The sequence below is a fragment of the Streptomyces sp. NPDC003027 genome (assembly GCF_053591435.1).
Map to the genome: position 1 here is coordinate 114,055 of NZ_JBSFTU010000002.1, position 13,664 is coordinate 127,718.

The window sequence follows — 13,664 nt, forward strand, 5'->3', positions numbered from 1 at the left end:
CCCGTCAGGAGAGCTTGATGGTGCCGGGGCGGAAGGTGGGCAGCTGGAACGTGACTTCGGTGGTGGTGGGGGGTGGGGCGGGGAACTGCATGAAGACCTGCGTGGAACGGCCTGGGGCAAGACTGGACAGGCCGGAGGTGGTGAGCGGTCGGCCGTCCGTGTCCCGCAGTACGTAATAGCGCTTCTTCCCCGCAGCATCCACGAGGGTCGCGCCCCCCAACGAGTTGCCGTGCTTGACGATCTCGGTCTCGTCCCCTGCGAGTTGGGCCGGAATGACGCGGGGGGCATCAGAGGTGTTCGCCAGCTCCCCGCTGACGGTCAGGAAGCCTCCGGCGTCCCGCGCTGCCGACTGAACGGTGAGCTCGAGCCCCTCCTGTCCCTTGAGGACAGCCAGAACCTCACCGGGTTCCTCGGTCTGTGCCCCCTTGTCGCCATCGTCGGTCTTGGGAGCCGAAGAACTCACCGATGACTTCTGCGCCTGAGGTTCGTCACCGCTGCTGCACCCGGCAGCACCGAGGACCAGGCCAGTCGCGATGACGACCGCGGCCACCCCTCTACGGGCCTTCGTCGCGTACCGCACACTCATGAGACGGGGTTCCTTCGTTTGTCAGTCGGCCAGTCGAACACTGAAGAGATCGGCAACGCTCGGGAGCCTCGGGTCCTTGGGATCGATGTGCCAGTCGACACCGTCGCAGGAGAGGCCCAGGATCGGTGAATCGTCCGGTTCTGGCGGAGGCTCCGTCGGTGTCGGCTCGGGATCCGGCTCGGGCTCGGGCTCGGGCGCCTTGAACGTGCAGCGCGGCTCGATCACTGCCGTGGCGGTCGCCGTGGCGTGTTGCCGTTCCGTACCCGGAATGATCGACTCCCCCACCGTTCCGAGGGTGCGCACCGTGACGCGGAAACCTTCCTCGGCACCGCCAAGTCGCACACACTGATCGCCGAAGAGCTCAGCCTCGTTCTTCGCAGCGAACGCATCGGCTCGCTCGCAAGCCGCGTCCTCATCGAAGCGTCCGCCTTCCAAGTAGTCGAGCCACTCGGTGGGGTCGAGGATCACACCCAGCCATCCGTCACGAAGCTGATCCCTCGCGTCCTGCGCCGCTGCCAACGCGGCGGCGTCGGCAGCTGTCTGCGCTCCATTGCGTGTGGCGGCCGCCTGCCCGACCGCGAAGTACGCGAACGCAAGAAAGAGCAGGCCCGCCACCACCGTGATGTAGATGGGAAAGGCCTGCCCGGAGTCGTCCTTGCGACGACCAGTCACTCGCCCCCGCCGCCGCCGGTCAAGCTGGCGATCTTGGTACTGATCGCGTTCTTGATGTCCTGGCCGATGCTCGTGCCCGAGATCGCGATCACGATCGCCACCACCACCACGATGATCCCCAGGTACTCGACCGCCGTCTGCCCCCGGTCCTTCGACGCCGCGCGCGCCCAGGAGCCGGCGTAGACCCTGGTCCTGGCCACGGTCTTCAGCATGAGGTCGTTCATGGTGGTCCCCTCCGGTTCCGTACGGCGCCGCGTCGGTCTCGCCCCGCGCACCGTACGTGAGAGGGGTGTGCGTGCCACAGGGTCCGTGGGCCCAAAGGCGGGCCCACTTCATGAGGTGGTCCTTGTGCCGAGCCAGGCTGCTATCGCCTCGCTTCTTGTCGTGCTGTGGAGTTTCGCGAAGATGCGGTTGATGTGGTTCTTCACCGTCTTCTCGCTGATGAAGCAGGTGTCGGCGATCTGTCGATTGCTCAGGCCCGACGCGATCAGGTCCATCACCTCCGCCTCCCTCCGACTCAGACCGAAGCATGACACATCAGGTTGCACCTGCGAAGGAGAATGGACAGATTCCGTCCAGGCGCGGCTGGTTGAGCCGCCTCCTCTGTGTGCAGTCGCACCCACCACCCTCCCCCGCACCATCCCCAACAGCGCGTTCGCCGCCGTCGGCGTGAAGTGCGCCCGGCCCTCCCTCACATCGCGTACCGCCGTCACCAGCTCCTCCACCGTGAACTCCCCGTGCACCAGGTAACCCCCCGCCCCCAGCCGCAGCGCCTCCCGTACCACCGCGCTCTCCCCGCTGTACGTCAGCATCAGGACCGGGGCCAGGCGGACCAGGTGAGGGAGGGCCGTCAGGCCGTCCATGCCCGGCATGCGGACGTCGAGGAGGATCACGTCCGGGCGGTGGCGTGCCGTCGCTTCCAGGGCCGTGCGGCCGTCCGGGGCCTCCGCCACCACCCGGAGGCCCGGGTGGGCGGCCAGCAGGGAGGTGAGGCCCGCCCGGACCACCGGGTTGTCGTCGGCGACCAGCACGGTCAGCGTCATCGCGCGGCACCCCCGACCGGAAGCTCCAGGCGTACCTCCGTGCCCTTCACCGCCCCGCCCCTCCCGATCCTGATCCGCGCCCCCACTCCGGCCGCCCGTTCGACCATCCCCACCACACCGAAGTGCCCGGTCCGGCGCAGGCCTTCCAGGGTCGTGCCCGGGGGCAGGCCGGGGCCGTCGTCCCGCACGCTGATCCGGAGCAGGCCCGCGAAGACCCCGGCCGAGACGTCGATCCGGGTCGGCCGGGCATGGCGGCCGGCGTTCTCCATCGCCTCCGAGGCGATCGTGAGGAGCTGTCGGGCGACGGTGTACGGCACCGGCGGTACGGTCCCCTCGCCGACGCCCCGGTAGGCCGTCTCGATGCCCGAGCGCCGGCCGAAGTCACGCACCCGGTCGTGGAGTTCCGCGACCACGTCGACACCGCCCTCCCCGCTTCCGTACGACTGTCTGCGCAGGTCGGCGAGGAGCTCCCGCGACTCGGCGACCGCCCTGCGCGCCGAGCGGGCGACCAGCTCCGCCTGGCCCCGGACCGTCCGGGGGTCCGCCGTCACGGCCAGGGCGTCGGCAGCGAGCGCCAGGCCGTGCAGGGTCTTGGCCACCGAGTCGTGCATCTCGCGGGCGAGGCGGGCGCGTTCCTCCTCGACCGCCTGCGCGGCGGCGAGACGGGCCCGGGTCTCCGTGAGGGCCTGGGTGGCCGCCCCGAAGCGGAGGAGGAGGTTTCTGAGGGTCACGCCCAGGGCTCCCGTGATGACGCAGAGGCCGGGCAGCAGCAGCGCCTCGCCCAGGGACGTGTCGGCACGCCGGGGATCGGCGGCGTGGATCGCCAGGAGGATCAAGGACTGAAGGCAGGCGAAGAAGGCGGCGCCGCGCCAGCTGTAGACGATCCCCGCCAGCAGGGGCGTGCAGACGCTGACGTAGCCGAGGGTGCTGCGCGGGCCGGCCGTGACGAGCAGCAGCGCGCCGAAGAGGGTGTCCACCGCCAGCAGGGAGGGGTGCCGCAGGAGCAGCGGGCCGAACCGTTCCCAGTCCCTGAACAGCGTGTACGAGACCATGAACGTCACGAGCACGGCGGCGCCGACCAGCTTCTGGGCGAGGCCGGGGGCGGCGTTCAGGAGCGCCGCCGGGGCCGCCAGGGCGATCATCGCGAGCCGGAAGCCGAAGACCTGGCGGCACATGGCTTGGAGGGCGTTGACCTGGAGGTTCGGGGAAGGGGCGGGTCCGGGGCCGGCGTGCGTCCCGCTCACCGGGCCACTCACGCGCCCGTTCACGCGCAGCCGCACAAGCCCGCCCACCCGGTCGTTCACCCGCAGCCCCAGGCGCCCGCCCGCACGCCCGCCCAACCGGTCTCTCACCCTCAGACCCACGCGCCCGCCCACCCGTTCACTCGCCCGTGATCGAGCCGAAGTCGGTGCCCGTCCCCAGGAACAGGCCCGCGCCCAGCAGGATCATCGTCGCCGGAACCATCAGGGTCGTGATCACCATGGTCGCCTTGGGGACCGCCTTCGCCGCCTTCCTCCGGGCGTTCTGGGCGTCGGTCCTGCGCATGTCGTTGGCGATCTGGATCAGCGTGTCGACGATCGGCGCGCCCAGCTCCTCGCCCTGCTGCAGCGCGGTGACGAACTGGGCGACCTGTTCGGAGTCGTTGCGCCGGCGCAGCTCGTCGAAGGCCTGGCGGCGGCTGACACCCATGTCCATCTGGCGCAGGGTGATCCGGAGTTCGTCCGACCAGGGCCCCTCGTACTTGTCCGCGACCCGGTCCAGAGCCTGGCGGAAGCCGAGCCCGGCGCTGACGACGACGGCGAGGACGTCGAGGAAGTCGGGCAGCGTCCGCTCGATCTGGTCCTTGCGGATGCGGATGGCCGACCAGATGCCGACCTCGGTCCAGAAGACGCCGAACGCGAAGAGGAGCAGGGCGACGACGAGGTCGCCGTTGGAGAGCATGACCAGGCCGCCGAGGCCGCCGAGGAAGCCGTAGACGGCGCGCCGGGCTCCGTACCGGTCGATGGTCAGTCCGCCGGGGTTGCCCGCCAGGTCGATCCTGCGCCGGACCCGGTTGACCCGTTTGGGGCCCATCAGGCGCAGGACGGCGGGTGAGTAGCGCATGCCGAGCCGGTCCACGACGGAGTCGACGGCGCCGGTGCGCGTGGAGCCGACCTCCAGGGCGAGCCGGAGGTCGTCGGGGAGGCGGGCGTCCGCGCGGTAGAGGCGGATGCCGTGGAGGATTCCGGCGACGGAGAGGCCGGCGGCCAGGGCGAGCAGCAGGTCCATGACGACTCCCGGGCCTCAGACGTCGATCTTCGAGAAGCGGCGGATGACGACGAAGCCGACGACGTACAGGCCGAAGGCGAGGACGACGGCGAACTGCCCCAGGCCGGAGCCGGTCATCCGGTCGAGCGCCCCCGGCTGCATGTTGTCGATCATCAGCAGGGAACCGATGCCGATGACCGGTACGGCGTAGGCGGTCATGCTCACCTGGGACAGCTGGGTACGGACCTCCCGCCGGGTCTCCTTGCGCTCCTCCAGGGTCTCGGTGAGGTTGCGCAGGGAGGCGACGACGGTGCCGCCCGCCTTGTTGGCGAGGACGAGGGTGGTGACGAGGACGACGAGTTCGCGCGAGGGCAGGCGCTCGGCGAGTTCGCCGAGGGCGTCGTCGAGGGAGGTGCCGACGGCGAGCTGCTGGGCCACCCGCTCCAGTTCGTCGCCGGCCGGGGCCTCCATCTCGTCGGCGGCCATGCTGAGCGCCATCCGCAGGGCGAGCCCGGCGTGGGTGGCGTTGGCGAGGATGCGGGAGAGTTCGGGAAGCTGGTTGATGAACTTCTCGATCCGCTTCTGCCGCTGCCAGTCGAGGAACCCCAGGGCGACCCACACGCCGAGGAAGCCGCAGAGCGGTCCGAAGAACGGGGAGAGCAGGGACTGCCCGGTGATCCACAGCGCGGTGACGGTCGCCGCCATGGCCACGAGGAACTCGCCGGGGGTCAGGTCCAGGCCGGTGGCGGAGATCCGCAGTTCCAGCCGGCGGCCGAAGCGGGTACGCCGGACGCGGCGGTCGATGGCCCGGAAGCGGCGGCGACGTCCGCGGCCCGCCGCCTCCGGTTCGCCGGTCTGGGCGAGCCGGGCGACGAGGGCGGCGCGCTGGGCGGACCCGCTCGCGTACAGCTGCGTACCGATCACCCCGAGGACGCCGCAGAGCAGCGCGACGCCGATCGTCAGCAGGGTGGGATTCATCCTTCGTCGCCTCTCCTACTTCGCTTCTCGGGTGGCGAGCTGTTCGTCCGACCCGGCCACGCCGAACGCCTGGGGGATCGGCTGGCCGGCGAGGTAGAGCCGTTCGGCGACCCGCCGCGGCAGCGGGTGGTAGGTGAACTCGCCGTGCACCCGCCCGTCGGCGGTGAGCGGCTGGGCGCGGAACCGGCAGACGGTGGCGAGCGTGAACCGCTCCCGCCCGTTGGACGCCAGGACGGCGATCTCGGTGATCCGGCGGGTGCCGTCGGGGTGCCGGGTGAGCTGGACCAGGACGTCGACGGCGCTGTTGATCTGGTCGCGGAGCGCCTCGAAGGGGACCTTCACCTCCGACATGGAGGCCAGGGTCTGGAGCCGCATCAGCGCGTCCTCGGCGGAGTTGGCGTGGACGGTGGCGAGCGAGCCGTCGTGGCCGGTGGACATCGCCTGGAGCATGTCGAGCGTCTCACCGCCCCGGACCTCGCCGACGATGATGCGGTCGGGGCGCATGCGCAGGGAGTTGCGGACGAGGTCGCGGATGGTGACCTGTCCCCGGCCCTCGATGTTCGGGGGCCGGCTTTCGAGGCGGATGACGTGGGACTGCTGGAGCTGGAGTTCGGCCGAGTCCTCGATGGTGATGACCCGTTCGCCGTCGGGGATCAGCCCGGAGAGCGCGTTGAGGAGGGTGGTCTTACCGGTGCCGGTCGCGCCGGAGACGATGACGTTGAACTTCGCCTGCACGAGCCCGGCGAGCAGCAGCAGCATGTGCTCGTCGAGCGAGCCGAGGCCGATCATCTCCGTGAGGGTGTACGCGCGGGGGAAGCGGCGGATCGTCAGGGTCGCCCCGGTCAGGGAGAGCGGCGGGATGATCACGTTGACGCGTTCGCCGGACGGCAGCCGGGCGTCGACCATGGGGTTCGACTCGTCGACCCGCCGGTTGACGGTGGAGACGATCCGCTCGATGGTCTGCATCAGCTGCTCGTGGGAGGCGAAGCGCAGCGGGAGGAGTTCGACCCGGCCGGCTCGCTCGATGAAGATCTGGTCGGGGCCGTTGACCATGATCTCGGTGATGGACGCGTCCTCGAGGAGTGGTTCGAGGACGCCGAGGCCGAGCGCCTCGTCGACGACGCGGCGGATGAGCTGGGCGCGTTCGACGGTGGAGAGGACCGGTCCCTCACGGCTGATGATGTGCCCGAGGACGCGCTCCAGACGGGCCCGGCGCTCGGCGGCGGCGAGCGCGGACATCTCGGTGAGGTCGATCTCCTCCAGGAGCTTGGCGCGGAAGGAGGCGACGAGGTGACCGTCCTCCCGGCCGCCCGAGCCGCTCTCCTCGGGGGCGTTGATACGGGCCCGCAGACTCATGAGCCGTCCTCCTCGGGCGTGGAAGCGGGTTCGTAGGCGTACGTGAACTCAGACGCGGGCGCGGACCCGGACGCGGGCGCGGACCCGGACCCGGACCCGGCCGCGGACCCGGGCGCGGACTCGGACCCGGACCCGGACCCGGACCCGGTCGCGGACCCGGACCCGGTCGCCGACGCGGACTCGGGCATCGGCAGGGTCGCCGTCTTCCGTACCGTCCCGAAGTCCCAGAAGGGCACCACCGACGGGATGTCGACGGTCACCGTCGCCGTGACCTGTCCGTCCCCACCAGGCGCGGAGACGGCGCTGCGTTCGGCGATCCAGTCGCTCATCGCCGCGTGGCCGGCCGCTTCCGGATCGAGCTCCGTGTCGTCGTGCGTGGCCGCGCGGGCCGCGGCCCGCGCGCCCGTCCCCGCCTGCTGGGCGGCGTACGCGGCGAGGCCGAGCTGGATGCCCGCGAGAGCGACGAGCAGCAGGATGGGCAGGAAGCCGAGGTACTCGACGGCGACCTGCCCCCGGTCCCGGCCACGGCACCGGTCCCGGGAGCCCCCGCCCCCGGCTCGCTCCCTGCCCCCGGCTCGCTCCCCCCGCCTCACGGCCGGCCCCGTTCTTCTCGTACGGCTCCAGCCTCGCCCGGCACCGTGAACGGGAAGGCGATCGCCCCCGGGAACAGCACCGGTACCCGCAGGCCGACCCTCGCACGGACCATGTCGCCCTCCTCGTCGCAGGTCACAGCGGCGCCGTCCGCCCACGCCCCGTCCAAATGCCGCTTCCCCGCCTCCCCGCAGTCATCGCCCACGGCCGCCGCCCGGGCCGCCTCGTCGGCCGCGTTCCCCGCGAGCGTGAAGGTGTAGCCGACCAGCACGCACTGCCAGAGCAGCACCAGCGTGAGCAGGATGAGCGGGACCATGCCGAGGAACTCGACCGCCACCTGCCCTCTGTCGTCGTCCCGGTACGGCACGGGCCCGGCGGCCGGCACGGCTCAGCGCCCCTTTCCGCCGCGCCGCAGCAGCCCGATCGAGCCGCGGTCGCTGCCGCGCGTCACTCGGGCGAGCTGCTTCCCCGGCCGGCTCCCGCCGGCCGCCCCGCCCGTCCCGCCCGCGCCGCCCTGATCCGCCGCCTTCACCAGGCCCAGCTCCCCGGCCAGCGACCACAGCGCCTGCTTCACCGTCGAGCGCGAGTCGAGGTCGTGCAGCCGGCCGGCGTCGACCACGCCCTGGAGCTCCTTGAAGTGGGCGGGTACCACGACCCCCGCCATCCGGGTGCCCGTGATCTTCTGGATGAGGCCGGGCTGGATCTCGGTGGAGCGGGTGTAGCGGTTGACCAGGCAGACGCTCTCCTCCGCCTTGCGGATCTGGAGGCGGTCCCACATCCGTACGACCCGCTTCGCCGCCCGTACCGCGACCACGTCGGGGGTGGTGACGAGGACGGCCGCGTCGGCCATCTCGACGGCGGCGGCGTTGGAACCGGTGAGATAGGTGCCGCAGTCGACGACCACGACGTCGTAGCGGGAGCGGAGGGCGCCGACGATCTGGCGTGCGGAGCGGTCGCTGACCTCCTCGCCGCGCTCGCCGTCGCCGGGGGCGAGGAGCAGCGCGAGGCCGGTCTCGTGGGTGTAGACGGCGTCCTGGAGGACGCGCGGCGAGAGGTCGTCGACGGCCGCGAGGTCGGCGAGGGAGCGGCGGAACTGGACGTCGAGGTAGGAGCCGATGTCGCCGCCCTGGAGGTCCATGTCGACGAGGGCCACGCTGTGGCCGGACGTCTGGGCGGCGAGGGCGAGCTGGACGGCCGTGACCGTGGTGCCGACCCCGCCCTTGGCCCCGCTGACGGTGACGACCCTGCCGCCCGGTCCGGTGAAGACGTCGGCGCCCGCGCCGAGGTGGCGTCGGACGCCCACGGACCACTGGGCGGCGGCCTGGACCCGGCTGGCCAGCTCCTCGTACCCGAGGGGGAGCGTGACCAGGCCCCGCGCGCCGGAGTCCATGGCCGCCGAGAACAGCACCGGGCTGGCGTCGGCGGTGATGAGGACGACACCGACGGCGGGGAAGCGGAGCGCGACCTCGCGGATGAGTTCCAGGGCGGGGACGGGGCCGATCCGTTCGTGGACCAGGACGACGTCCGGCAGCTCGTCGAGGGACGCGGCGGCGAGCCGGGCGAGGGTGTCGACCAGTCGGGTGGAGTCGCCGACGGGCGGGAAGGGCTCAGCGTCGGGGAGCCGGCTGAGCAGCGTGGTGACGGACCGGGCCGCGTCGGGGTCGCCGACGGCCGGCAGGATCCTGGTGGTCATACCGGCCTCACTTGTCCTTGTCGAGCGTGTAGGTGCGGTCGCCGGGCTTGAGGGCCGGCTCGCCGCCCGGCGCGACGAGCGCCAGCCGTACGTGCTCGGCGAAGGACTCGGCGTAGGCGACGCGCTGGGTGTCGAGGGTGTTCAGGGCGAAGGTGATGGGGACGGCTTCGGTGGCGCGGCTGCCCCGGTCGTCGCGGTCGGCGCTGATCGGCGTCAGCTTGCCGACGTCGATGACACGGGCGTTGCTGACGATGACCTTGGACTGGTCGGGCTGCCCGTCGCGTTCGCCGGCGAAGGTGGCGTAGATGTTGACCGTGGCACCGGCCGTGATCTTGCCGGCCACGCCGGTGGCGGCGTCGATCATGATGGCGATCTCCTGCTGGCCGGGCTGGAGCGCCGGGCGTTCGACGATCATGTCGCTCTGCAGCAGGGAACCGGCTTCGAGCCGGGTGACGGCGATCTTTCCCTCGATCTGGGTGAGGTCCCTGACGGCGTTGGCCGAGAGCCATCGCTCGGGCATCGAGATCTTCTGGAACTGCCTGGTGCCGAGCGGCGTGTAGGGCTCGATGTCCTTGGCGACGCGGTACGCCGTCACCTCGGGACCGACCTTGGAGTTCACGTCGCTGATCACCGAGAGGACTCCGGCGAACGCGCCGAGGGCACACAGGACGGACAGCAGAAGAAGTAGGACGCCACGGCGCTGGCGGGAGTTCATTGCCGTACAACCTCGATCGGAGACGTGTGACTCGGCGGACAGGGACCGTAGGACGGAGCAAGCGACGGGACGGGCGCGGGGACGGGCGACGATACGAGCGACGGGACGGGCGAGGGCGCGTACGACGGAACGGGCGAGGGGACGTACGAGGGGTCGTACGGCCGGGGGTAGGGCGGCGCCATCGCGCGACTACGGGACACGGGCGGCGGGTGCCTGGTGGTCGGCCGTGGGCAGCGGGGCGGAGCAGAAGCCGCAGCGGTCCCCGATGAGCTCCATCGCGCACCAGTGGCAGGTCTCGCGCCGTACGGAGGAGACCAGTTGGTGCAGCACCGGCAGGTCGGGGAGGTAGGCGGCGAACTCGACGAGCCGTCCGGTGCCCCACCAGCGTGGCGACTCGGCGGGCAGCGGCGCCTCCCGCACCGCCCGCACCTGCCACCCCGGTACGAGCGTGGCGGTGGGCCATTCGGTCTGGAGCTGGCCCCGGGCCAGCACCAGCTCGGTGGCGAACTCGGGTCCGGCCGGCGGCGGGACACCCGGTCCGATCCTGTCGAGCTGGGGGACGGGGCCGGCGAGCACGGCGAACTGGGCGCCCGGCATCCACCCCTTGACATGGGACTTCAGGCTGACCGGTACGCGGTCGAGCCTGGCGACGGAGCCGAGGACGGCACCCGCGTAGATGTAGTGGGCAAGCAGCCGCGCCGCCGAGGCGACGACGCCGGGGCTGAAGTCGCAGACGGAGAGCTGGCGCAGCTGGCGCGCCAGGACGGCGGTGCCCAGGGGCGGCAGATCGGACTTCACCAGGGCGATCCGGTCGCTCTCCAGGAGGGAGCGGATCGCGTACAGCCGCTGCTCCGTGGCGGTCGGCACGGAGGAGGGGAAGACCACGATCACATAGCCGTGGCGGTCCACGAGCAGCTGGAGTTCGGCGACGGCGGAGGCGAGCGGCTGGGTCTCGGGAGCGGGCAGCACGGCGGCGGCGGGGGTGCGCTGATCGGTCGGTGGCAGCACCAGGTCGGCGCTGGTGACCGCGATCGCTGTCGACACGTCAGACCCCCCTCCATGTCACTCACTGCGTTCACCGCATTACTGCACAGCGCGGCCGCCCCTGCACCTTATCCACGACCCCCGGGGTGGTGAACAGACAATCCGCCAAGCGGCAGGGAGATTTCTGGGCCCGGCGTAGGTCCGCGCTGGGCCCAGGACTGGGCCCGGCGGGCGGCCCGCGGCCGGGCCGTGGCGGGCCTCACCCTGGGTCCGCGCCATGGGTCTCCGGGCCCAGGCGTCAACTCGCCTTCTGTGCACAGGTATTGACAACTCAATTGGTCTGGACCAACTTGGTCCCTCAGCGGTGGCCACCGTTCCGAACTCCTCCAGACCCCCGACTCCCCCACCGGAGGCAGCAAGTGGACCGCACCACCACACGCTCCCGCAGATGGTTCGGCAGCGTCCTCGCGCTGGCCGTCGGCTCCGGGCTCGTCCTCGTCGGCGGCGCCGGCACCGCCCAGGCCGCGGACGTCAACGTCGCCAAGAACGCGGGCTTCGAGTCCGGTACCGCCAACTGGACCTGTTCCGCCGGCAGCGGCACCGCCGTCTCCTCGCCGGTACGGACCGGAGCCGGCGCCCTCAAGGCCACCCCCGGCGGCCAGGACCACGCCAAGTGCACCCAGGTCGTGACCGTCAAGCCCAACTCGACGTACCGGCTGAGCGCCTGGGTGCAGGGCGGGTACGCCTACCTCGGCGCCAGCGGCACCGGCACGACCGACGTCTCCACCTGGACCCCGGACAGCTCCTCCTGGAAGCAGCTGACCACCACCTTCACCACCGGGGCGAACACCACCACCGTCACCGTCCACACCCACGGCTGGTACGGGCAGGCGGCCTACCACGTCGACGACGTGAGCGTCTTCGGGCCCGACGGGGGCGGCGGCACCGACCCCGACCCGGTGGTCCCGGCGGCCCCGGCGGGTCTCGCCGCCGGCACCGTCACCTCCTCCTCCGTCGCCCTGACCTGGAACGCCGCCACGGGTGCGACCGGCTACAACGTCTACCGCGGCGGCACGAAGGTCCTTTCCGTCAGCGGCACGTCCGCCACCGTGACCGGGCTCGCCGCCGACACCGCGTACCAGTTCCAGGTGACCGCGACCAACTCCGCGGGCGAGTCCGCCAGGTCCGCCACCGTCTCCGCGCGGACCGCCAAGGTCACCGACCCGGGCCCCGGCCCGGCCGTCCCCAAGCACGCGCTGACCGGTTACTGGCAGAACTTCGACAACGGGGCGGCCGTCCAGAAGCTGCGGGACGTGCAGGCGCAGTACGACATCATCGCCGTCTCCTTCGCGGACTCGACCGCCACGCCGGGCCAGATCGTCTTCAACCTCGATCCGGCCGTCGGCTACGCCTCCGTCGCCGACTTCAAGGCCGACATCGCCGCGAAGAAGGCCGCCGGCAAGTCGATCGTCATCTCCGTCGGCGGCGAGAAGGGGAACGTCACCATCAACAGCGACGCCTCCGCGACCGCCTTCGCCGACAGCGCGTACGCCCTGATGCGGGAGTACGGCTTCAACGGCGTCGACATCGACCTGGAGCACGGCATCAACTCGACGTACCTGACGAAGGCGCTGCGCCAGCTGTCCGCCAAGGCCGGTCCGTCCATGGTCCTGACCATGGCCCCGCAGACGATCGACATGCAGAACACCGGGACCGAGTACTTCAAGACGGCGCTCGCCGTGAAGGACATCCTCACGGTGGTCAACATGCAGTACTACAACAGCGGCTCCATGCTGGGCTGCGACGGCAAGGTGTACAGCCAGGGCTCGGTGGACTTCCTCACCGCGCTCGCCTGCATCCAGTTGCAGGGCGGCCTCGACGCCTCCCAGGTCGGACTCGGAGTGCCCGCCTCGACCCGCGGCGCGGGCAGCGGCTATGTCGACCCGTCGATCGTGAAGAACGCGCTGGACTGCCTGACCCGTGGCACCGGCTGCGGTTCGTTCAAGCCGTCGCGGACCTGGCCGGACCTGCGAGGCGCGATGACCTGGTCGACCAACTGGGACGCGACGGCCGGCAACGCCTGGTCGAACGCGGTCGGCCCGCACGTGCACAACCTGCCGTAGACCCCGGTCCGGCTCACGCCGTGGCGCCGCCCCTCTCCCGGCGGCGCCGCGCGTGTCGCCGGGCGGGGGCGGGCTTGCGGAAAATGGCTTCGACCGCCGTGACGGCCGCGTCTACCGTGACCTGGTGACGACTCAGGTGATCGTGTTGAACGGCGGCTCCAGCTCGGGCAAGTCGGGGATCCTCCGCTGCCTGCAGGCGGTCCTGCCGGACCCGTGGCTCGCCGCCGCCGTCGACTCGCTGGTCGAGGCGATGCCCGCGTCCCTCCAGACCTCGGATGCGGGAATCGACTTCGCCGCGGACGGCGGCGTGCACGTCGGCTCGGCGTTCCGCGAGCTGGAGGCGGCGTGGATGGAGGGGGTCGCCGCGATGGCCCGTGCGGGCGCCCGGATCATCGTCGATGACGTCTTCCTCGGCGGAGCGGCGTCCCAGGAGCGGTGGCGGAAGGCGCTCGACGGGCTGGACGTGCTCTGGGTCGGCGTCAGGTGCGAAGGCGCGGTCGCCGCGGGCCGCGAGGTGGCACGGGGCGACCGACCCGTGGGAATGGCCGCCAAGCAGGCGGAGACGGTCCACGAGGGTGTGTTCTACGACCTGGAGGTCGACACCACCCGCACGGAGTCCCTGGAGTGTGCGAGGGCCATCGCCGCCCACGTCGCCTGACCGGGAACACCGGGGTCC

At 71.6% G+C, this 13,664-nt stretch carries 15 protein-coding genes; 2 read left to right on the forward strand and 13 right to left on the reverse strand.

All coding sequences use genetic code 11. The features are described from left to right. Positions 1-4: 4 nt before the first annotated feature. The 13 genes from ACWDX6_RS02250 to ACWDX6_RS02310 form a co-directional block, all read right to left on the reverse strand. On the reverse strand, positions 5-586 hold the full coding sequence (locus ACWDX6_RS02250) for a hypothetical protein (RefSeq protein ID WP_451483050.1): 582 nt from the start codon (positions 584-586) through the stop codon (positions 5-7). 21 nt (positions 587-607) lie between these two features. After that, on the reverse strand, positions 608-1,258 hold the full coding sequence (locus ACWDX6_RS02255; protein WP_451483051.1) for a pilus assembly protein TadG-related protein: 651 nt from the start codon (positions 1,256-1,258) through the stop codon (positions 608-610). Beyond that, the gene (locus ACWDX6_RS02260; RefSeq protein WP_451483052.1) at positions 1,255-1,482 is read right to left on the reverse strand and encodes a Flp family type IVb pilin; all 228 of its coding nucleotides are present in this window, start codon (positions 1,480-1,482) and stop codon (positions 1,255-1,257) included. The genes ACWDX6_RS02255 and ACWDX6_RS02260 overlap by 4 nt, the downstream gene beginning before the upstream one ends. Before the next feature lie 108 nt (positions 1,483-1,590). Further along, complete coding sequence (locus ACWDX6_RS02265; RefSeq protein WP_451483053.1) at positions 1,591-2,301, reverse strand: response regulator; 711 nt, start codon at positions 2,299-2,301, stop codon at positions 1,591-1,593. Beyond that, complete coding sequence (locus ACWDX6_RS02270; protein ID WP_451483054.1) at positions 2,298-3,557, reverse strand: sensor histidine kinase; 1,260 nt, start codon at positions 3,555-3,557, stop codon at positions 2,298-2,300. The genes ACWDX6_RS02265 and ACWDX6_RS02270 overlap by 4 nt, the downstream gene beginning before the upstream one ends. A 124-nt stretch (positions 3,558-3,681) precedes the next feature. Then, on the reverse strand, positions 3,682-4,569 hold the full coding sequence (locus ACWDX6_RS02275) for a DUF5936 domain-containing protein (RefSeq protein WP_451483055.1): 888 nt from the start codon (positions 4,567-4,569) through the stop codon (positions 3,682-3,684). 15 nt (positions 4,570-4,584) lie between these two features. After that, on the reverse strand, positions 4,585-5,526 hold the full coding sequence (locus tag ACWDX6_RS02280; RefSeq protein ID WP_451483056.1) for a type II secretion system F family protein: 942 nt from the start codon (positions 5,524-5,526) through the stop codon (positions 4,585-4,587). A gap of 15 nt (positions 5,527-5,541) precedes the next feature. Next, the gene (locus tag ACWDX6_RS02285) at positions 5,542-6,882 is read right to left on the reverse strand and encodes a CpaF family protein (RefSeq protein ID WP_451483057.1); all 1,341 of its coding nucleotides are present in this window, start codon (positions 6,880-6,882) and stop codon (positions 5,542-5,544) included. After that, positions 6,879-7,475 (reverse strand): TadE/TadG family type IV pilus assembly protein, encoded by a 597-nt coding sequence (locus ACWDX6_RS02290; protein ID WP_451483058.1) that lies wholly within the window; start codon positions 7,473-7,475, stop codon positions 6,879-6,881. Before ACWDX6_RS02290 ends, ACWDX6_RS02285 begins: the two co-directional genes overlap by 4 nt. Next, the gene (locus ACWDX6_RS02295; RefSeq protein WP_451483059.1) at positions 7,472-7,858 is read right to left on the reverse strand and encodes a TadE/TadG family type IV pilus assembly protein; all 387 of its coding nucleotides are present in this window, start codon (positions 7,856-7,858) and stop codon (positions 7,472-7,474) included. The genes ACWDX6_RS02290 and ACWDX6_RS02295 overlap by 4 nt, the downstream gene beginning before the upstream one ends. Positions 7,859-7,861: 3 nt before the next feature. Continuing rightward, positions 7,862-9,166, reverse strand: a complete 1,305-nt coding sequence (locus ACWDX6_RS02300; RefSeq protein WP_451483060.1) for an AAA family ATPase — start codon at positions 9,164-9,166, stop codon at positions 7,862-7,864. A 7-nt stretch (positions 9,167-9,173) separates the two neighbouring features. Then, positions 9,174-9,881, reverse strand: coding sequence for a Flp pilus assembly protein CpaB (cpaB, locus tag ACWDX6_RS02305; protein ID WP_451483061.1), 708 nt, complete (start codon positions 9,879-9,881; stop codon positions 9,174-9,176). Positions 9,882-10,070: 189 nt separating this feature from the next. Beyond that, entirely contained in the window at positions 10,071-10,925 is an 855-nt protein-coding gene (locus ACWDX6_RS02310; RefSeq protein ID WP_451483062.1) for a hypothetical protein, read from the reverse strand. Between the two features lie 359 nt (positions 10,926-11,284). Here ACWDX6_RS02310 and ACWDX6_RS02315 point away from each other — a divergent pair, with 359 nt between their 5' ends. Both ACWDX6_RS02315 and cpt read left to right on the forward strand, forming a co-directional pair. Further along, positions 11,285-12,988, forward strand: coding sequence for a chitinase (locus ACWDX6_RS02315; RefSeq protein ID WP_451483063.1), 1,704 nt, complete (start codon positions 11,285-11,287; stop codon positions 12,986-12,988). 124 nt (positions 12,989-13,112) lie between these two features. After that, the gene (gene cpt / locus ACWDX6_RS02320) at positions 13,113-13,646 is read left to right on the forward strand and encodes a chloramphenicol phosphotransferase CPT (protein ID WP_451483064.1); all 534 of its coding nucleotides are present in this window, start codon (positions 13,113-13,115) and stop codon (positions 13,644-13,646) included. Positions 13,647-13,664 lie beyond the last annotated feature (18 nt).

What these genes read in the sequence shown, in the direction of transcription:
- ACWDX6_RS02250 (WP_451483050.1), bottom strand. Translation starts at nt 586, where the DNA reads ATGAGTGTGCGGTACGCGACGAAGGCCCGTAGAGGGGTGGCCGCGGTC.
- ACWDX6_RS02260 (WP_451483052.1), bottom strand. Translation starts at nt 1,482, where the DNA reads ATGAACGACCTCATGCTGAAGACCGTGGCCAGGACCAGGGTCTACGCC.
- ACWDX6_RS02265 (WP_451483053.1), bottom strand. Translation starts at nt 2,301, where the DNA reads ATGACGCTGACCGTGCTGGTCGCCGACGACAACCCGGTGGTCCGGGCG.
- ACWDX6_RS02275 (WP_451483055.1), bottom strand. Translation starts at nt 4,569, where the DNA reads ATGGACCTGCTGCTCGCCCTGGCCGCCGGCCTCTCCGTCGCCGGAATC.
- ACWDX6_RS02280 (WP_451483056.1), bottom strand. Translation starts at nt 5,526, where the DNA reads ATGAATCCCACCCTGCTGACGATCGGCGTCGCGCTGCTCTGCGGCGTC.
- ACWDX6_RS02285 (WP_451483057.1), bottom strand. Translation starts at nt 6,882, where the DNA reads ATGAGTCTGCGGGCCCGTATCAACGCCCCCGAGGAGAGCGGCTCGGGC.
- ACWDX6_RS02300 (WP_451483060.1), bottom strand. Translation starts at nt 9,166, where the DNA reads ATGACCACCAGGATCCTGCCGGCCGTCGGCGACCCCGACGCGGCCCGG.
- cpaB (WP_451483061.1), bottom strand. Translation starts at nt 9,881, where the DNA reads ATGAACTCCCGCCAGCGCCGTGGCGTCCTACTTCTTCTGCTGTCCGTC.